The sequence below is a fragment of the Streptomyces sp. NPDC050617 genome (genome assembly GCF_040654795.1).
Lineage (GTDB): Bacteria > Actinomycetota > Actinomycetes > Streptomycetales > Streptomycetaceae > Streptomyces.
The window spans coordinates 20,857-38,831 of the sequence record NZ_JBFAIS010000027.1 but is presented as its reverse complement, the minus strand read 5'-3'; the positions used below and the strand labels follow the sequence as shown (position 1 = coordinate 38,831).

General features: G+C 69.8%; 19 protein-coding genes. 13 read left to right on the top strand and 6 right to left on the bottom strand.

What is annotated here, in order from left to right; genetic code table 11:
• Window positions 1-51: 51 nt before the first annotated feature.
• From AB0I49_RS29395 to AB0I49_RS29350, 10 genes are all read left to right on the top strand, one after another.
• Window positions 52-1,419 (top strand): MFS transporter, encoded by a 1,368-nt coding sequence (locus tag AB0I49_RS29395; protein ID WP_363230145.1) that lies wholly within the window; start codon window positions 52-54, stop codon window positions 1,417-1,419.
• Window positions 1,420-1,596: 177 nt separating this feature from the next.
• A complete protein-coding gene (locus AB0I49_RS29390) occupies window positions 1,597-2,664 on the top strand; it encodes an XRE family transcriptional regulator (protein ID WP_363230144.1) in 1,068 nt (355 codons plus the stop codon).
• Window positions 2,665-2,852: 188 nt separating this feature from the next.
• Window positions 2,853-3,026 carry a hypothetical protein gene (locus AB0I49_RS29385; RefSeq protein WP_363230143.1) on the top strand — a complete coding sequence of 58 codons (174 nt, stop codon included), beginning with the start codon at window positions 2,853-2,855 and terminating at the stop codon, window positions 3,024-3,026.
• 185 nt (window positions 3,027-3,211) lie between these two features.
• Window positions 3,212-3,769, top strand: a complete 558-nt coding sequence (locus AB0I49_RS29380; protein ID WP_363230142.1) for a MauE/DoxX family redox-associated membrane protein — start codon at window positions 3,212-3,214, stop codon at window positions 3,767-3,769.
• Between the two features lie 2 nt (window positions 3,770-3,771).
• On the top strand, window positions 3,772-4,452 hold the full coding sequence (locus tag AB0I49_RS29375) for a hypothetical protein (protein ID WP_363230141.1): 681 nt from the start codon (window positions 3,772-3,774) through the stop codon (window positions 4,450-4,452).
• On the top strand, window positions 4,449-4,958 hold the full coding sequence (locus AB0I49_RS29370; protein ID WP_363230140.1) for a hypothetical protein: 510 nt from the start codon (window positions 4,449-4,451) through the stop codon (window positions 4,956-4,958). Before AB0I49_RS29375 ends, AB0I49_RS29370 begins: the two co-directional genes overlap by 4 nt.
• Window positions 4,949-6,355, top strand: coding sequence for an ABC transporter ATP-binding protein (locus AB0I49_RS29365; protein WP_363230139.1), 1,407 nt, complete (start codon window positions 4,949-4,951; stop codon window positions 6,353-6,355). Before AB0I49_RS29370 ends, AB0I49_RS29365 begins: the two co-directional genes overlap by 10 nt.
• A 44-nt stretch (window positions 6,356-6,399) precedes the next feature.
• Complete coding sequence (locus AB0I49_RS29360; protein WP_363230138.1) at window positions 6,400-7,020, top strand: S26 family signal peptidase; 621 nt, start codon at window positions 6,400-6,402, stop codon at window positions 7,018-7,020.
• A 379-nt stretch (window positions 7,021-7,399) separates the two neighbouring features.
• Window positions 7,400-7,930, top strand: a complete 531-nt coding sequence (locus AB0I49_RS29355; RefSeq protein ID WP_363230137.1) for a VOC family protein — start codon at window positions 7,400-7,402, stop codon at window positions 7,928-7,930.
• A 516-nt stretch (window positions 7,931-8,446) separates the two neighbouring features.
• Window positions 8,447-9,178 carry a nucleotidyltransferase family protein gene (locus AB0I49_RS29350; protein WP_363230136.1) on the top strand — a complete coding sequence of 244 codons (732 nt, stop codon included), beginning with the start codon at window positions 8,447-8,449 and terminating at the stop codon, window positions 9,176-9,178.
• 133 nt (window positions 9,179-9,311) lie between these two features.
• On the opposite strand, the gene AB0I49_RS29345 is transcribed toward AB0I49_RS29350, so the two are convergent.
• On the bottom strand, window positions 9,312-10,856 hold the full coding sequence (locus AB0I49_RS29345) for an FAD-binding protein (protein WP_363230135.1): 1,545 nt from the start codon (window positions 10,854-10,856) through the stop codon (window positions 9,312-9,314).
• 368 nt (window positions 10,857-11,224) lie between these two features.
• Here AB0I49_RS29345 and AB0I49_RS29340 point away from each other — a divergent pair, with 368 nt between their 5' ends.
• Window positions 11,225-12,172 carry a chlorophyllase gene (locus tag AB0I49_RS29340; RefSeq protein ID WP_363230134.1) on the top strand — a complete coding sequence of 316 codons (948 nt, stop codon included), beginning with the start codon at window positions 11,225-11,227 and terminating at the stop codon, window positions 12,170-12,172.
• Window positions 12,173-12,357: 185 nt separating this feature from the next.
• A complete protein-coding gene (locus AB0I49_RS29335) occupies window positions 12,358-13,308 on the top strand; it encodes an NAD(P)-dependent oxidoreductase (protein WP_363230133.1) in 951 nt (316 codons plus the stop codon).
• A 119-nt stretch (window positions 13,309-13,427) separates the two neighbouring features.
• On the opposite strand, the gene AB0I49_RS29330 is transcribed toward AB0I49_RS29335, so the two are convergent.
• Both AB0I49_RS29330 and AB0I49_RS29325 read right to left on the bottom strand, forming a co-directional pair.
• The gene (locus AB0I49_RS29330; RefSeq protein WP_363230132.1) at window positions 13,428-13,994 is read right to left on the bottom strand and encodes a nucleoside deaminase; all 567 of its coding nucleotides are present in this window, start codon (window positions 13,992-13,994) and stop codon (window positions 13,428-13,430) included.
• A gap of 263 nt (window positions 13,995-14,257) precedes the next feature.
• Window positions 14,258-15,004, bottom strand: a complete 747-nt coding sequence (locus AB0I49_RS29325) for a TetR/AcrR family transcriptional regulator (RefSeq protein ID WP_363230131.1) — start codon at window positions 15,002-15,004, stop codon at window positions 14,258-14,260.
• A 98-nt stretch (window positions 15,005-15,102) separates the two neighbouring features.
• Here AB0I49_RS29325 and AB0I49_RS29320 point away from each other — a divergent pair, with 98 nt between their 5' ends.
• Window positions 15,103-15,966, top strand: coding sequence for an NmrA family NAD(P)-binding protein (locus AB0I49_RS29320; RefSeq protein WP_363230130.1), 864 nt, complete (start codon window positions 15,103-15,105; stop codon window positions 15,964-15,966).
• Between the two features lie 170 nt (window positions 15,967-16,136).
• Here the strand turns inward: AB0I49_RS29320 and AB0I49_RS29315 are convergent, their stop codons facing one another.
• The 3 genes from AB0I49_RS29315 to AB0I49_RS29305 form a co-directional block, all read right to left on the bottom strand.
• Window positions 16,137-16,478: a hypothetical protein gene (locus tag AB0I49_RS29315; RefSeq protein WP_363230129.1), complete on the bottom strand. Its 342-nt coding sequence runs from the start codon at window positions 16,476-16,478 to the stop codon at window positions 16,137-16,139.
• A gap of 432 nt (window positions 16,479-16,910) precedes the next feature.
• On the bottom strand, window positions 16,911-17,285 hold the full coding sequence (locus tag AB0I49_RS29310; RefSeq protein ID WP_363230216.1) for a 2-oxo acid dehydrogenase subunit E2: 375 nt from the start codon (window positions 17,283-17,285) through the stop codon (window positions 16,911-16,913).
• 305 nt (window positions 17,286-17,590) lie between these two features.
• Window positions 17,591-17,929, bottom strand: coding sequence for a helix-turn-helix domain-containing protein (locus tag AB0I49_RS29305; RefSeq protein ID WP_363230128.1), 339 nt, complete (start codon window positions 17,927-17,929; stop codon window positions 17,591-17,593).
• Window positions 17,930-17,975: the final 46 nt, after the last annotated feature.

The window sequence follows — 17,975 nt, the reverse complement described above, 5'->3', positions numbered from 1 at the left end:
ATCGAGCCCGGAATCCGATCGGCGCCAGTGGGGTTCCGGCCCGGTGACGGGGTGAGCGCTCCTCGGGAGCCGGCGACGCGATACGAGCAGAAGCGCGAGCGGGCGGCGGAGGCGGAGGCAGCGGCGGGAACGGCGGCGAAGGTCCCCGTACGGGCATGGGTGTCATGGGGTGCGGCAGCGCTCACGTACGTCGTCGCCATCTTCAACCGGGGCAGCCTCGGCGTCGCCGGACCGATGGCGGCGGACCGCCTGGGCGTGGACGCCACCGCGCTGTCCGCGTTCGCCGCGGTCCAGCTCGGCGTCTTCGCGGCCACCCAGATACCGGTCGGCCTGCTGGTCGACCGGCACGGGCCCCGCAGGATGCTCACGCTGAGCCTGACGGTCATGGCCGCCGGCCAGGCCCTCGTGGCGGGCGGCGACGCCTTCGCCGTCGTACTGGCGGGCCGCGCCCTGCTGGGCTGCGGCGACGCGATGGTGATGATCAGCGTGCTGCGCCTGATCGCGGCATGGTTCCCCGCGGCCCGTACCCCTGTCCTCGCCCAGGTGACGGTCGTGGTCGGCACCGCGGGCGGCCTGGCGGCCACCCCGCCGCTGTCCGCCGCGCTACGGGCCTTCGGCTGGCAACCCGTGTTCTTCTCCGTCGCGCTGGCCACTGCGTGCATGACCATCGCGGTATGGCTGAGCGTCCGCGATACCCCTGACGGCCGACCGCTGTACGAGCCGGAGAAAGTACCGCCAGTGCCGCCAGTACCGCCAGGGTCACCGATATCGCTACCGCGCGAATCCATGCGGACCGCCCTCGCCGAAGCGTGGCGGCAGCCCACTACGGCCGTCGGGCTGTGGCTGATGTTCACCGTCCACTCCCCGGTCCAGGTGTTCGTACTGCTCTGGGGCTATCCCTTCCTGACCCAAGGCCAAGGGCTGCCCGCCGGCACCGCCAGCTATCTGATCGCGGTGCCGCTCGTGGTCACCATGCTCCTCGGCCCCGTCTTCGGAGTCGTCTCTGGCCGCCGCCCCCACTGGCGCGTACCTCTGGTGCTCACCATCACCTCCACCACCACCGTCACGTGGGCGACCGTCCTGCTGTGGCCGGGGGCGCACGCCCCTCTGCCTCTCCTGTTCCTGCTGGTGACCGTGCTCGGACTCGGGAACCCCGCCGCGGTCTTCGGCCTGGACATCGCGCGCTCCGGCAGCCGCCCGCACCGCGTCGGCGCGGCGTCGGGCATCGCCAACATCGGCGGCTACACGGCCGCGCTGCTGGCCATGATGCTGATCGGCGTCACCCTCGACCACGCACAGGGCCCGGCCGCCGACCCCGACCTCGCGGATTTCCGTATCGCCATGGCCACGCAGCTTCTGCTCCAGGCGATCGGCGTGGTCCTGCTCTTCTGCGGCATGCGCCGGTTGCGCGACCGGTGATCCCGAGGCTGTCCCTTTCGCGAACTCGCCATCGGCGCACTCACCGCTTTCCGGTGCCATGGACTGCCCCGGGAGCTGTCCGGGCTGGTCAGGGCCTGTCCGGAGCGTGTACCGGACCGCAGAGGCGAGGCGGCATTTGTCCTTGTGCGCTTGGTTGCCCATCAGCATGATGACGCTGTGGGGGGCCCAGGGGAACTATCGCCCCGCGATGCCCGAGACGCCGCCGCCTTCGTCGAGTTGATGCGACGGCTCAAGGAGCGTTCCGGGCTGACGTATCGCGAACTGGAGGAACGGGCTGCCCGCCGTGGCGACGTACTGGCGCGCAGCACGCTGGCCGACGTCTTGAGGCGGGGGAGCCTGCCGAGGGCCGACGTGGTGGCCGCGTTCGTCCGCGCTTGCGGGGACGAACGCACCGACGGGGGCGGCCGGTGGGTTGATGCCTGGCTGGAGGTCAGGGCTCGGCTCGCGGAGGAGGTTGAGGCCGTACCCGCGGGCGATGCCGCAGCCGTGTCCGTAGCGGCACCCAGTGCCGAGGCCATCGAGACGGCCGAGAGCGCCGACACCGCTGACACTGTCGAGAGCGCCGAGACCGCAGCTCAGTCGCCGCCCGAAGCCACAGGCGCTACGGAATCCGGGCCGAGCCGGACCAAGGTCCGCCTGGTCACGCTCACGGCCGCGCTCATGGTCCCCCTGATCGCCTCGGTCATCTGGGTTCTGCTGCCCGGCAGTTCGGGGGCGGGGGACGCGAGCTCCTCGGGTGCTCCGACGGTCACCGCCTCGACGGCGCCCGCGGCGCCCGTGGACGGATGGGCCACGATCAGGCCCGCCCGCGCGCCCGCGCTCTGCATGACCGACGGACGCGACCGGGGCGGCGCCTACGGCAGCGCGGTCGCGGTCCAACTTCCCTGTGCCAAGGCCACCGTGCCGCGAACGTACCTTGAGCCTGCCGGTGAGGGCCTGTACCGCATCCAGTGGCACCACCCCCAGATGGGGAAGGGGTGCCTGACGGTCGTGGGCGACGGCCCGGTGAAGGGCATGCTCGAACCCCGGAACGACTGTGCCCAGGCCACCCTGTTCCGCCTGGAGGCCATCGCCGCCGACAGCGCCGATGGATTTCTGATCCGCCCGGCCGACAGCGGCCGGTGCGTCGGCATCGCTGACAGCGTCGCCGCTGAAGGAGCCGAAGCGGTCGAACAACGATGCACTGGCGCGATCGGCCAGAGGTTCCTCATCCGGAGGGGCTGACCGTATCCGACCCGGGCGCTGTCCGGATGCGGCCCGGACACCGGGCCCGGCCAGGCCGGACAGGTGGGGAGCCGTCCGGGACAGCCCCGTGGTGTTGTGCCCGCCGGGCCGCACACAGCACGCTCCACTTCCACCACCTCTAGTCGCGCCGCTCATCGGCGACGCGCCCTCAGGAGAAGGAGCCTCAGATGACCACATTCGTGCAGGCGCTCACCGATCGCCTCGTAGAACGGTTGCTGCCCGGAGAGACAGCTCATGCGGTCAAGTGCCGCAGGGTCGGATCGAAGTGCATCAACGGCAGCTGCGGCGGCCAGAAGAAGTACACCCAGTACCGGGTGAACTGCGACGACGGCAGTTGGTAAAACGAGTACGGCCACTGCGGCTGCTGATGCCGGCTGCCCCGCCGGACCCTCGGTCCCACCGACTGATCAACTGAAGCAGTAGGCCGGGGGAGTCAGGGGGGCCAGGGGCCCCGGTGGCCGCACGTGGGGAGGCCACCGGGGCCCCGTCTTCGTATCCCGTCAGGCGGAAAGGTGTGTCTCTCGCTATGGAACTCGCCGCGGTGTCCTGTCGGACGCTGCTCGTAGTCGTCTTCGCAGTCGCGGTGGTGAGCAAACTCAGCAGCGCGGAGTCCTTCAGCGCGTTCGTACGCTCCGTACGGGAGTTGGCCGGGCTGTCTCCGAGCCGTGGACGCGCCGCGGCTCGGCTGGTCGTCGGGGCGGAGGCGGCCGGGGCCGTCCTGCTCATGCTGCCGCGGCCGCGGCCGCTGACGATGGCGGGGTTCGTGCTGCTGGGGTGCCTGCTCGGGGCGTTCACCATCGCGATGGCGGCATCGCTCCGGCGGGGCCTGCGGGTGCCGTGCCGGTGTTTCGGCGCCTCTACGAGCAGCGCGGGCGCCCTCCCTCTCGTACGGAACGGCTTGCTGATCGTCGCGGCGGTGACCGGCGCCGCCGGGACGTTCCACGGTGTGCCCACAGCGCCGGGCGGCCTCGCGGTGGCCGCCGGCACCGGCCTCGTACTCGGTGCTGTGGTGACTGTTTTCGACGACATATACGAGGTGCTGCGCGACTTCCTGCCTGTCGCCGCGCCGAAAGGACACGGGTGACCATGGCGTATCTCATCGCGGCCGTCGTGCTTGTCGGGGCGCTGTGCCTGCTCGACCTCCTGCTGACGGTGGGGCTGATCCGAAGGCTGCGCGCCCAGCAGGCCGCGCGCACGCCCTCGTACGCGGGCGGGTTCGCCGGCACAGGGATGGACCGGGGGATGGATCAGGGGATGGATCAGGCAATGGACGAGGGAATGCTTCCGCCGGGCGCGCTCGTCGGGGCCTTCGAGACCCGGACCGTCGACGGGAGGCCCCTTCGCAATCGCGATCTCGTGGCTGGGGGTGGGGCGGGAGCGGGAGCCAGGGGCGGGACCGGGACCGGAGTACGTGCCGGGGGAGGTGCCGGGGCCGGGGCCGTCGTGGTGTTCCTGTCTCCCGGCTGTCCTCCGTGCCACGCACAGTTGCCGCGGGTGGCGGCGGCGCTCGGAGCGGCTCCCGTGAACGGCGCCGTCGTCGCCGTCGTCGCGGGCGGGGCGGACGGCGACGCCGAGACCGAACAGATGGTGACGGAACTGGGACCGCTCACCACGGTCGTACGGGAATCCATCGCGGGACCCGTGACGGAGGCGTTCGGGGTCCGCGCCTTCCCGTCCATGTGCCGGGTCCGCGCCGCCGGCGACGAACTCGTGGTGGACGCCGTGGGCGAGCACGTGCTGCCGGCTCCCTCACCCGCAACCCGGTGAGGGCGGAAGCGGGGTCCTCACCGGGACCGCGACGGCTGGCCGGAGTCTTCCGCGCGGCGACCGGGCTGGCCTTCAGAGCCGCGCCCCGGCACGTAGCGGCGCTCACGCTGCTCGCCGCCCTCGGCGCGGTGCTGCCCATCGCCTTCGCGTGGACGGTACGGACGGTGCTGGACCGGCTGGCCGCGGGCGGCGGGCTCGCCGCGCTCCTCGCGCCGGCCGGGCTGCTCGCCGCGGTGGGCATCCTGGCCGCCGCGGTGCCGCAGCTCGCCCAGTACGTACAGGCCCAGGCACAGCGCGCGGCCGGGCTGCGCGCCCAGGACTCCCTCTACCGGGCCGTGGACGCCCTGACCGGGTTGAGCAAATTCGAGGACCCACGGTTCCTCGACCGGCTGCGACTGGCCCAGCAGGCCGGGGGCATGACGCCGACGCAGGCGGTCAACAGCGGACTGGGGGCGCTGCAGGCCACGCTCACCATTGGGGGTTCCTCGGCTCGCTCATGGTGCTGAGTCCGGTCCTGGCCGCCGCGGTACTCCTGTCCGGGGTGCCGGTGCTGGTCGGAGAACTGGCGATGAGCCGCCGACGGGCGGCGATGTTCTGGGACATCGGCCCCGTGGAGCGCCGGGAGCTGTTCTACTTCCAGCTCCTGACCAGTCCGCGGGCCGCCAAGGAGATCCGGTTGTTCGGCATCGGCGGATTCCTGCGCGGGCGGATGCTCGCCGAACGCCGCCGGGCCGACAGGGCCAAGCAGGCGGTGGACCGCCAGGAGGCAGTGATCCAGCTCGAACTCGGCGTACTGGCGGCCGTGGTCGCGGGTCTCGGCCTGCTGTGGGCGGTACGGGCCGCCGGACAGGGCCGTATCAGCGTCGGCGGCGTCGCGCTGCTCGTCACCGCGCTGCCCGCCGTACAGGCCGCACTCGCTTCACTGGCGAGCGAGATCGCGGGCGGCCACCAGGCGCTGCTGCTCTTCGACCACTACGTCGCGGTCCGGGAGACCGAGGACGACGTGCTGGTGTGCGCCGACCCCCGACCCGTGCCCCGCCTCAGGAAGGGCATCGAACTGCGGGACGTCTGGTTCCGCTACGGCCCGGAGCACCCCTGGGTGCTGCGCGGCGTGAATCTGACGATCCCCGCGGGCAGTTCCGTCGGCCTGGTGGGACTCAACGGAGCGGGGAAGACGACGCTGATCAAGCTCCTGTGCCGGTTGTACGACCCGGACCGCGGCCAGGTGCTGTGGGACGGGACCGATCTGCGGGCGTTCCATCCCGCCGAGGTGCGCGGGCGCATCGGGGCCACATTCCAGGACTACATGGAGTACGGCTTCACCGCCGGCGAGAACATCGGAATCGGCGATCTGGACCGGCTGACCGAGCAGCACAGCATCGAAAAGGCCGCCCGACTGGCCGGAATGCACGAGTTCATCGCCGCCCTGCCCGGCGGCCGCGGCTACCGGACGCTGCTGAGCCGGACCTTCTTCTCGGAAGAGGAGAAGGACGATCCGGTCACCGGCGTCGTCCTGTCCGGCGGGCAGTGGCAACGCCTTGCCCTGGCCCGGTCGTTCCTGCGGGACGACGCCGATCTGCTCATCCTCGACGAGCCGAGCTCCGGCCTCGACGCCGAGGCCGAACACGAGATCCACCTGCGTCTGCGCGACCACCGGGCAGGTCGTACCAGCTTGCTGATCTCGCACCGGCTGGGCGCGCTCCGGGACGCGGACCTCCTGCTGGTACTGGAGCACGGCCGGATCACCGAACGCGGCACACACGACGAGCTGATGCGGGAAGACGGCGCCTACGCCCGCCTGTTCACGATGCAGGCTCGCGGCTACCGCCGGGGGAGGGCGCTGACGCCGTCCGGCACCACGGCGCCGGAACCGGAACTTGACCTGGGCAAGGCGATTCCGTGAGACCGATCCCGTGAGCGTGAGGCAGCTCTCATGAGGTCGATGCCATGAGGTCGATGCCATGGAGGCCAAGGCCATTCGTTCGCCGGCCGGCCCCGATCGCGCCGTTCGTCCTGGTCGCGGCACCTCTGCTGGGCGTACTGCTGGCACGACGCCGCTTCGCCGTCATCACCGTCGCCGGCGCCAGCATGGAACCGGCCTACACGGGCGGTGACCGGGTGCTGGTCCGAAGGCTCGGCCGGAGCCGGAGCCGGGGCCGGAGCTGGGGCCGGAGCTGGGGCCTCGGGGTCGGTGGGGGGATCGGCAGGGGGGATGTGGTGGTGGCGATGTGGCGCCCACCCTCCGGTGATCCACCGGGCGAGCTCGCGAAGGCGATAGCGCCGGCGCTGACGCCGCCACCGACGCCCCCGGAACCTCGTCAACCGGGCGACGAGCCGTCGAACACCCGAATTCGACTGATCAAACGAGTCGCGGCGGGCCCCGGCGACCTGGTCCCCGCAGGCTTGGGCCCGGCCCTCGCCGCCGATGCCGGTCGGCCCGTACCGCCGGATCAATTCGTGCTCCTCGGCGACAACACCGCCCACAGCCACGACTCCCGTCACATCGGCTATCTCGAACGCGGCGACATCCTGGGCGTGGTGATCCGCGGGCTCGAACGCCACCGATGACATTAGATATCCCTCTTTATCTCGATGAATGCCTGTTGCCGAGGCTCGATTGGGCGGGGCACCGGGCAGATAAGGACACATTGGCGTTCCGTTCGGCGGAATCGATCTCATCCGGAGTATTGCCTGGTCGGGGTGGTCGTCGGGGTGTGCGTGGGGGATGAGGGCGGGGCTCGTGCGGAGGCTGACGTACTGATCGGTGCTCGCTGCCCGGTTCCTGTTCTTGCAGGTCAGCCGGTTGAAGATCGAATTCGGCCGGGATGAGGGAGCCGGTGGCGAAAAGTAGTTCAACGTTAAACCAAGTAGGGTATTCTGATTGAGGAGTCGGCAGCCACCCGAGTGCCGGTCCAAGACCCAGCCTCGTCAAAGGAGATGACCCGACGTGAGCCAGACCCTTCCTCTCCGCCTCCACCACCACGCATGGGTGACCGACGACCAGGAAGCCACCCGGCGCTTCTACGAGGACGTGCTCGGCCTGCCTCTTGTGGCCACGTGGACCGAGCGTGAGGTGATGCGCGGTGTCGAACGCGTCTACTGCCACACCTTCTACGGCCTGGAGGACGGCGGCGCCCTGGCCTTCTTCCAGTTCGCCGACCCCGAGGACCAGAAGGAATTTCAGACCGAAATCAACTTCACTCCTCTCCGTCACATCGCCTTCAAGGTCGAGCAGGGGACGCAGGACGCGATGTGGAAGCGGATCACCGAGGCCGGCTATACGGAGCCGGAAACCATCGTGCTGGATCACGGATTCTGCGTTTCGCTGTACATCACGGACCCCAATGGGCTGAGGCTCGAATTCGCCGTCGACCACCCCGACGTGGAGAAGATCGATGCCGAGCGACGCGCGACGGCCCACGCCGACCTCGCCCGCTGGCTCGCCGGCGACCACACCAGCAACAACTCCTGGCGCTGACCCCCGCCGCGCCGGACCGAACCAAAGCCGAGGGCGCGTTCACGTGCCCGTACGGCATGAAAACGCGTACGGTCCGGCGCGACTCCGGAGTGTTGCTATCGAGCCGGGCTTTCCCGGTCTCCGGCCTTGAGGCCCATGGGTCTTGTGTGGTGGCAGCAGGCACGACGCCGTCGTGCTGGCGGCTGGCGAGTCGCTGATGTCTGCCCTGCGTGAGCGCATAGTGGGCGATCGGCTGACGCCACCGCCTTCATGGGAGTGGGCCACACGTGTCCGCTGTCCGCCCTGCGCGGAGGAGGTGGATGGGGAAGGGCGTAATGGCGCGATGAACGACTCGGTGCCGGCGACCGGTGCGGGATTCCCCTTCCTCGCGCCGGGTGGGCCGCGTATCCGGATGACGCGGATGGGTACTTTGCGTTTATGGCTGACAACTCAAGGGAGTTGCGAGGGTCGCGGGAAGCATTGGAGCGGCGGAGGCCGACCGCGTCGGCGGTCCTCGACGGTGGGGGAGGGGAGGCGGTGGCCGATGCGGAATACGGGGCGACTGCGTGCCAGGCGGTCGTGCTGGCGGGAGGGTTCGGGCAGCGGTTGCTTCCCTTGACGCGTGATCGGCCGAAGGCGATGGTCGAGGTGTGCGGCACGCCGATCCTGCGGCGCCAGATCAACTGGTTCGCCGAGTCCGGAGTGGAGCACGTCACCATCGCGGCTGGGCACCTGGCCGCCGTCATCATCGACTATCTGGAGTCGCACAAGCTGCCACTCCGCGTAGAAGTGGTGGTGGAAGAGCGGCCGTTGGGGCGGGGCGGAGGACTCAAGCGGAGCGCCAAGGCGTTGCCGTACCCCGATGAGCCCTGGCTCGCCGCCTACGGCGACATCTGCACCTGCTTCCCCCTCGCGGACATGTACGCCCATCACGTACGGCATGGCGCGTCGGCGACCGTGGCCCTGGCCCACCCCACCCGGCCGCGTGCCGGTGTCGAGTGCGACGAGCGGGGCCGGGTGACGACGCTGGAGTCGGCGCGGCCCCCGTCTCCTCGGGTGAACGCCGGCATCTACCTCTTCGACCCCGACGTGATCGGCCTGCTCCCCGATGAAGGTGACCACGTGCCCAGTACGCTCGCCCGTCTGATCCGGAGTCGCCAGCTCGTGGGGTACCCGGTGGACGTTCCATGGTGGGCCGTGAACACCTCCCGAGATCTCGCGGACTTGGAGCGCGAGCTCGATGGACGGCCGTCTGCGCACCGGGTGTGACGGCCGGGGCACTCCCGGCTCAAGCTCTGACGGCGTACCTCACCGAAGGCAGGCAGAGGCCACCGATCGGCAGACAACTGCCCGGTAGTCCCCTGCCAGGCAGTCACCTGTCTGGAAGTCCCCTGTCCGGCAGTCAGCCGATCGGCATGGGCGTCGCCTGGAAGACGCCGTCCGGGTCAACCGCCTCCTTGATCGCCATCAACCGGGCGGTGTTGGAGCCGTACAAGTGCGGGTGCTGGTCAACCGCCTCCGGTCCGACCAGGTTCTGGTAGCCGCCCGGGAACGCGTGCGGGGTCAGTTCCCGCGACATCGTCTCCGCCCAGGCGCGGTGCCGCGCACCGTGGGCGGGGTCGGCGGCGTCGGTTGCTCCAGTGGTGGCAGCGGTGGAAGTGGTGGCAGTGGCGGCGGTGAGAGCAGTGGCGTCAGAGGAGGCGGGCCAGATCGCCACGATTTCCGCCATCTGGTGCGGTTCCCGCCGGACGAAGGCGGTCTCAGCGGGGCCTACCCGGCTGGCGGCGCCGTGGAAGTGGTGCACCGAGATCGCCGACATCGGCGAGGTCAACGCCTCTCCTCCGGCGATCAGCACGTCGATGACGTCCGGGCCGAGGTCGGGGACCGAGCGGGTGCGGATGCTGACGCCTCGCCCGGCCGGGAACATCGCGTCCCGTTCGGCCACCGCCGCGGCGTGGTTCACTGCCACGAGCTGCGCCATCGCGGGCGTGCCCAGGCGGGTGAGGCGTTGTACCGGGCCGTTCGGATCGATGCCTACGGCCGGGTCCCCGCACCAAGTGGGCAGTACCAGCACCATCGGGGCGCCCTCGGGCCCCAGCATGACGCAGGTCTGTACGGTCAGTTCGTCCGGGCAGCCCGACTGGATCTCGCGCACCGCGGTGAACACCTGCTGGGCCTGCTTCCAGGGGTACGCGACGCTGCCGGTCACCACGCCGGGCACCGTGTGCACCCGCACGTCGGCCGATGTCACCACGCCGAAGTTGCCGCCGCCTCCGCGCAACGCCCAGAACAGATCGGGCTCGTGCTCGGCGTCGGTCCGTACCGCCGAGCCGTCGGCCAGCACCAGTTCGGCCCCGAGCAGATTGTCCGCGGCCAGCCCGAACCGGCCGCACAACGGGCCGTAGCCGCCGCCCAACAGGAGGCCGACGAGGCCGACGCCGCCGATCGTGCCGGTGACGGCGACCAGTCCCTGCCGGTCGACCGCGGCGAGGACTTCGTTGATGCTGGCTCCTCCGCCGACTGTCGCGGTACGCCGCGCCGGGTCGACCCGTACCGAGCGCATCGGCGCCAGATCCAGCGTCAGCCCGCCGTCGCGCAGCGACCGCCCCGCCCAGTCGTGCCCCTGGCCGCGCACCGATACCGGCAGCCCGAACTTCCTGGCCGTCCTGACGCCTGCCTGGACGTCCGCGGTCGTCGTGCAGCGGAGCAGGACGGCCGGACTGCGCCGTACCGCCGCGTTCCACAAGGTGACCGCCGCGTCGTAGCCGGGCCCGCTGGTCAGCACCTGATCGGCGGGGACCAGGCAGCGCAGCTCTGCCGCGGCCTGCTGCCCCGCCGCGGCCTGTTGTCCCGCAGCTTGCTCTCCCGCGGTCCGTTCTCCTGCGGCCTGTTCTGCCGCGGCCGGGTCGGCCGTCTTCGCCGAGCCGGTGGGGAGTTCCGTGTTCATGTCCACTCCATTTTGGCGGCGACGCCGGCCTGGACGGCCAGGAGACGTCTTCCTCTGGTTCTTCGGACGGGGGTGACGTGACTATCTGTGCCGCCCTCCGCAGGGGACGGTCTACCGCCGATCAACGACCCAGATCAGCGGCCGAGATCAGCGGCCGAGATCAACGACCAACTGGGCGGTGACTGGCCTTGCGAAGCGGAACACGGTTCCGTATAGTTAGCGGAACGAGGTTCCGTTTCAATCATGACAGACGGGGCGACGGCTGACCAGGCTGCCGTCGCGACCACGCTCAGCCCTGCCCGATGGGTTCACGCCCACGAGTGCGAGAGCACCGAAAGAACCGAAAGACCCGAAGGAAAGGCACGACCATGTCCGACCCGAACTCCGCGAACAATCAGCAGGCCACGCCCACGCCCACGCCCACCGCGGTGGTCTCCGCGAAGCCGGTCGTCCTGGCCGCCCCAGGGCGCGGCGAGGACCTCCAGGTCCGCGTATCCGCCCCCGCGACCGGCGGCGACCTGCCCGTCATCGTCTTCTCGCATGGCTTCGGCTGGTCGCTGAACGGCTACGGTCCGCTGGCGGACTTCTGGGCTGCCCACGGCTTCGTGGTGGTGCAGCCCACCCACCTCGACTCCAGGACGCTCGGCCTGCCCGCCGAGGACCCCCGTACGCCGCGGATCTGGCGAATCCGTATCGAGGACCTCACGCGGGTACTGGACGGGCTCGACACTCTGGAGACCGCGGTGCCGGGCCTCGGCGGGCGTATAGACCACAGCCGCATCGCCGTGGCCGGCCACTCCTGGGGAGCGCAGACGGCGAGTACGCTGCTGGGCGCGCGCGTCCTCGGCTCCGACGGCGTTCCCGGCGAGGACATGTCCGACCCCCGGGTCAAGGCGGGCGTGCTGCTCGCCCTGACCGGCCTGGGCGACAGCCTGACGCCGTTCGCCGCCGAGCACCTCCCCTTCATGAAGCCGTCCTTCGACACCATGACCCCGCCGGCTCTCATCGTCGCCGGGGACCGCGACGACTCCGCGCTGTCCACTCGCGGACCCGACTGGTTCACCGATCCCTACACCTACAGCCCGGGAAACAAGAGCCTGCTGACGCTGTTCGAGGCCGAGCACTCGCTCGGCGGCATCCCCGGATACGAGGCCGCCGAGACGACGGACGAGAGCCCCGAGCGTGTCGCCCTGATCCAGCGGCTCACCACGGCCTTCCTGCGCAGCGCCCTCTACCCCGAGGACACCGGCTGGCGGGCGGCGGCCGCCGCGCTGGAGGGAGACCCCAAGCCGCTGGGGAAGGTGCAGAGCAAGTAGGCAACCCTCCTCCGGATTTACGGGCGCTGGCCGGCCCCGCCACCGCCCGGTCCGTCCAGCAGGGCTGCCAGAGCCCTCAGCGCTATCAGAGCCACCGGCGCTATCAGATCCATCAGGTCCACGAGATCCATCAGGGTCACCAGTGCTATCAGCGCTGATCAGGATTGCTACAGGAAGGACGTGTGATGATCCTCGTCACCGGAGGTCTTGGCTTCATCGGATCCCACACCGTGCGGGCACTGCTCGATCTGGGCGAAGACTGCGTCGTGGTCCAGCGCAGCACTCGCGAACTCCCGGCCGTGCTCGCCGGAGAGCGGGTGGAGGTGGAACAGGCCGACGTCGCCGATCGCGACGCCCTGCTCGCGATCGGCGACCGCCACGACATCACCGGCATCGTCCATTTGGCGGGGTCTCATCCCTGGCCCCCTGTCCCGGACGCACCGGTCGAGTCGATGCGGCAGGCGCTCGGCGGACTGCTGAACGTCGTGCAGGCGGCCCAGAATTGGGGTGTGCGGCGCCTGGGCGTCGCCAGCACCATCGGGGTCTACTTCGGCGCCGAGAACGACGGACCGCTGCGCGAGGACGCTCCGCTGTCGATGAGCGCCTCCGCATCGATCCCCACGTACAAGAAAGTCGGCGAACTGCTGGGCGGGTTCCTCGCCGACACGACGGGCATCGACATCGTCGACTACCGCATCTCCGGCACCTGGGGACCGCTCGGCCACCCGGACCCGTTCTTCGCCGCCCCCGCCCTCATCCACGCCGCAGCCCGCGGCACCGCCCCGGATCTCTCCAACCTCGTGGGTCCGGCCTTCGCCGAGGACGGCCTCGACCTCAACTACGTGAAGGACACCGGGCGCGCGATCGCCCTCCTCCAGCTCGCGGAGAAGCTGAACCACCGCACGTACAACGTCGGTTCCGGCCGAGCTACGACCAACGCCCAGCTCATCGCAGCCATCAAGAAGACAGTCCCCGGCGCCCAGGTCGACCTGCCCACCGGAGGCGAAGGCGACGCATCGCACCTCGTCCTCGATATCAGCCGTCTCCAAGAGGACACCGGTTATGAGGCCGCGTACGACACCGAGCGGGCCGTCGCGGACTACATAGCCTGGCTCCGCGCAGGCAACAGCAGCTGAGCCCGGCCTGGCCCGCCCTTGCCGCTCTCCATCGGCTGCCCGCCCGTACCGCTTCGTCGTGCAGGGCGAGCAGCCCCTCCACGCCGACCACGTCGTTGGCCTGGGCTGCCCGGCGCGCGTCAGTAGGGGTGCTTGTTGAGCCTGTTCGCCCATGCCTCGTACGCGGCTTCGCCGAGTCGTGGATAGCTGTGCACCATGCGGATGCTGCGCTCGTGGATCGGCTTCTTGAAGTCCTCGTACTGGAACTCGTCACTGAACCCGATGTCCTCCGTGGCCTTCAGATCGCGGCTGAAGTAGACGGCGTCGAACCGCGACCAGTAGATGGCGCTCATGCACATCGGGCACGGTTGGCCGCTGGTGTAGATCTCACAGCCCTTGAGCATCCGGGCCCGATACAGTTCCCGGTCCGGGGAATCGGGGTCGCGCTTGATGAGCTTCAGCGTGCTCTTGTCCTGGTACTTCAACGCGATCGACGGCGCCTCCGGATTCAGTACCTGAATCGCCTTGCGAATAGCCTCCACCTCGCCGTGCGCTGTCGGGTCGCCGGTCAGCAGGACCCGGTTCTGACCGCGGGCGATGATCTCATCGTCACAGGTGACCACCGCTCCGAACGGCCCGCCCCAGCCGTTCACCACCGACTCCATCGCGAGGCGCACTGCCTCTTTCATGAACTTCTTCTTCGCCATGACGCCTCTCCGGCACCCGTATCCGGCCTCCTCTCCCGGGGGACTCATGGCAAGAAAAGGCAAGTCGGCATATCTGCTTATTCCAGAAGATAGCCGTCATCCCGAACCGGGCAACTCCGACCACCCGCATGGCGGGTAGTTACGGCGGTCGGTCGAGGTCAGGACCGTCCCGCGGGCACTGTTCGCCGATCGGTGGTCGCAGGGTCGTTGCCCCGAGGTGCGGGCCGGGGGAGTCGGCCCCGGCGGGTGTGAGGCGCCGGTGATCAGTCGTCGGTGGCCAGGCGGTTCAGCCATTCCCTCAGCAGGTGCTGCTCGGCGCTGCTGAGGTTCGTCTGATCGGGGAGCGAGGCGCGTAGGGCGCGGGCGGCGCCGGCTGGGCCCGAGTCCTGGACGGTGGGCTGCTGGTTGGTGACGGCGGCGACCATGGACTCTCGCAGAGTGGTGAACAAGGCCGGGTCGCGCCGGTCTTGGGGCAGGGACAGCCAGGTGAGGACCGCGCCGCGCGCCGTGGCGTGGATGATCTGGGCCGCGAGTTCCTCGTCGACGCGGAGCCAGCCGCCGGCGGCCAGCCGCCGGATGCGGCCCATCAGGACCCCCATGCCGGTCTTGAAGGCGGCCGAGTCGGTTCTGGTGGGTTCGGTGTACATCAGCGTGTACAGCGCGGGATTGGCCAGGCCGAACTCGATCGCGACGTCCCAACCGGCTCTCAGGTCCTCGATGGGGTCCTGGGGGTCGGGGTCGACATTCTTGGTGGCGAGGAACGCGGTGAAGCCGTGTTCGGCCACCGCGTCGAGCAGCCCGTCCTTGTCGCCGAACAGCCGGTAGATGGCGGGTGGTTGCAGGCCCGCCGCAGCGGCGACCGCGCGCGTGGTGACCGCGTCGCGGCCGCCACGCGTCAGCAGGTCGATGGCGGCCTCGATGACCAGCTGCCGGGTCTGATCCCGGCCCGGGGACGCGGTGTCGGACTTGACGGCTGTGGTGCCGTCTTCGCTGCGTGGATGCGATGGCATGAATCAATGGTACTGCACGGATGTTTTCGTCGTTAGTATCGATGGTAGCTTATAAGTGGTTCCACTGGAAACGGCTCGTTACGGCATAGGAGTGCATCATGATCATCGTGACCGGGGCCACCGGACGACTGGGGCGTCAGGTCGTCGAGAGCCTGCTCAGGCGTGTGCCGGCGGGTCGAATCGGCGTCAGCGTTCGCGAGCCGCAGCAGGCCCAGGCGTTCGCCGACAGGGGAGTGCGGGTGCGGCGGGGCAGTTTCACCGACGCCGCCAGCCTTGCCTACGCCTTCGAGGGCGCCTCGCAGGCGCTCATCGTCTCCGTCGACAAAATGGGTGAGGAGTGCGTGAAGCAGCACCGCGTGGCGATCGAAGCGGCCGTCGCGGCGGGCGCTCGTCGCATCCTCTACACCAGCCAGATGGGCGCCGACGCGACATCGCACTTCCAGGCGTGCCGTGACCACGCGGCCACAGACGAGTCGCTGCGCGCCTGCGGCGTGCCGTTCACCTCGCTGCGCAACGGCTTCTATGCCATGAGCGCGGTACATTTCCTCGGCCGCGCGGCAGAGTCCGGGCAGGTCGTACTTCCCGTAGACGGGCCGGTGGCCTGGACCGCGCACGCCGACCTCGCCGACGCGACCGCCGCCCTCCTGGTCGATGAGGGCCGTTTCGACGGCCCCACGCCGCCGCTCACGGGGGGACAGGCGCTCACCTTTGATGACATCGCCGATATCGCCACCGGCGTCACGGGTCGTGCTGTGAGGCGGATCGTCGCCTCTGACGACGAATTCCGGCAGCAGCTGACAGGCCGGGGTGTTCCCACGGAGTCGGCCGATCAGTTGCTCGGCATCTTCACCGCGAGCCGAGCCGGCGAGTTCGCCACCGTCGACCCGACCTTGGCCACCCTGCTCGGCCGCGAACCCATAACCCTGGAGGCGATGCTGCGCGAGCAACTGTCCCAAGACTGATCTGGAGAGGGGCCGGTCATCGATGCTCAGGCTTGGCTACGTTCGCCGACGGATACCCGAACGCCTTCAAGCGGCCGAGGCGGAGCCTGCGGAGCCACGGTCTGCCCCTCGCCTCCCTCGCGCTGGCGTGCCGGGCGAAGCCGAACCACGTCCTGGGGGTGGGCGGGCGGTCAGGCCGAGGTGCGGCTGCCGATGGTCAGCTCGACCTCGTCTCCTCGAAGGGTGAACTCTCGGACATGCCAAGAGCGTTGATCGATCCGCGTGCCTGCTCCGGTGGTGTAGGCCGGGACGGCGAGGAAGGGCCCTTCCGGGACGCCGGTGTGCAGCTCCGCGTCAGCGCCCACCGCGTCGGAGAAGCGCAGGTCCACGCCGATCGACCTGGGGGCGGTCGCGAAGACTTGGGGGTCGGGCAGTCCCTGTAGACGGAGGCGGGCGCCTGGAAAGAGGTGCGTGTGGCTGCACAGGGCCGGGAAGGTCTCTTCCTCGGCGGGGCCGGTGGCGGGGTGCGGCACGGTGGGCTCCGGTGGGCGCGGCGGTGATCGGTGCTCGTAGTGTGGCGGCCAGGGCTGGTGCGCCACGGTATGTCAGGGCCACCCGGCCTCTGTGGTCACCTGGTCGGAGCCAGGAGCCAGGAGCCAGGAGCCAGGAGCCAGGAGCCAGGAGCCAGATGCCAGGAGCCGTGGGGCTGCTACGCGCTCGGGCCTGGTGGGCGAGGGCGCGAGCAATCGGCAGGGTTCCGTGCGGGCCCTGAACGCATCGCCGTGGCCGCTGCTCGCGGGGCAAGCACTGGAGCGGCCACCGGCCGCTCGGATTCCGAACGGGCGGTGGCCTGCCTGGGCGGTCGGTGAACTCGACCCCGTGCACGCAGAGGGCGGTAGGAGGCCTGATATCCGGTTTTTCGTTTCGTGTGGGACAGGCGGGCAGGTCGTGGCGATGTCGGTCGACTACGGCCGGGGCTGGGTGAACAAGCCTGGCTCGGTCTCGGCCAGGATCCCGCGGCCGGCCAGCCGCTTGAGCTTGAGGCGGACGTTGTTGATGTTGTTGGGCGCGACCGCCACGTCCATCGCCTCGCACACCTGCCGCGCACGCAGCGGATGGTCGGCCTCGGTGAACACCGCCATGATCTGCTGGTAGGTGATCGTGCCGCCCCGCTGGTCGGACAGCGACGTCTTTCCCTCGCGAGCGCGAGCCGTCATCGCCAGCTGTGTGATCGCGGCGGCGAGTTCGCGGGCAGAAAGGTCCTGCGCCTTCTTGATGTTGGGCACGATGAGACCTCGCGGCGTCGCGACGGCGGTTCCGAGGTTCACGTCACGATGGATGCGGATGAACGCGCCGTTCGGTTCATCCCCATGCGGCTTTCGCGGTCGGAGTCCGGCGGATCGCGCGCAGGACTGCCAGCGAGACGACGAGCAGTGGAGGCGCCTTCGCGCCCTCGAAGGTGCACGCGGAGCGAAGGCGACGGAGATAGTCCATCGTCTATGTCACGTCGACCTCGGTCTACACGCTCGCCTGCGGGGCTTCGCGCACCGAGGCCACCGTCGCCGCAGTCGTCGCCTTCCGCACCCGCGGGCGGGGACGAGTTCGACCTGCGAGTCTTGCTGCGCAAAGCGTGTCGGCGGCGCTGCTAGCCATTTGCGTGTTCCGGCTTGTGCGCCTCCGCTGCGAGGATCCCGAGCAGACCAGGGAAACGTACGTCGATGTCCGACCGGCGCAGTCGGATGCCCTTCCGGTTCCCGTAGTCAATCTCGCAGATCAGTCCGACCTCCCGAAGCGCACGGAAGTGGTGCGTCTGGGTCTGCTTCGAGATCGGCAGATCGAACGAGTTACATGTGCGCTCGCGATCCTCCTCGTCTGCGGCGAGCTCGACCATCACCGCACGACGGTGCTCATCGGAGAGCGCTCGGAGGACGATGCCGAGCTCCATCTCCGCAGCCGCCGGCCCCGAAGGTGTTTCCTTCACCATTCGCTTCCACCTCAGGTCTGATTTGCGTCGTACCTTACGTGCATGC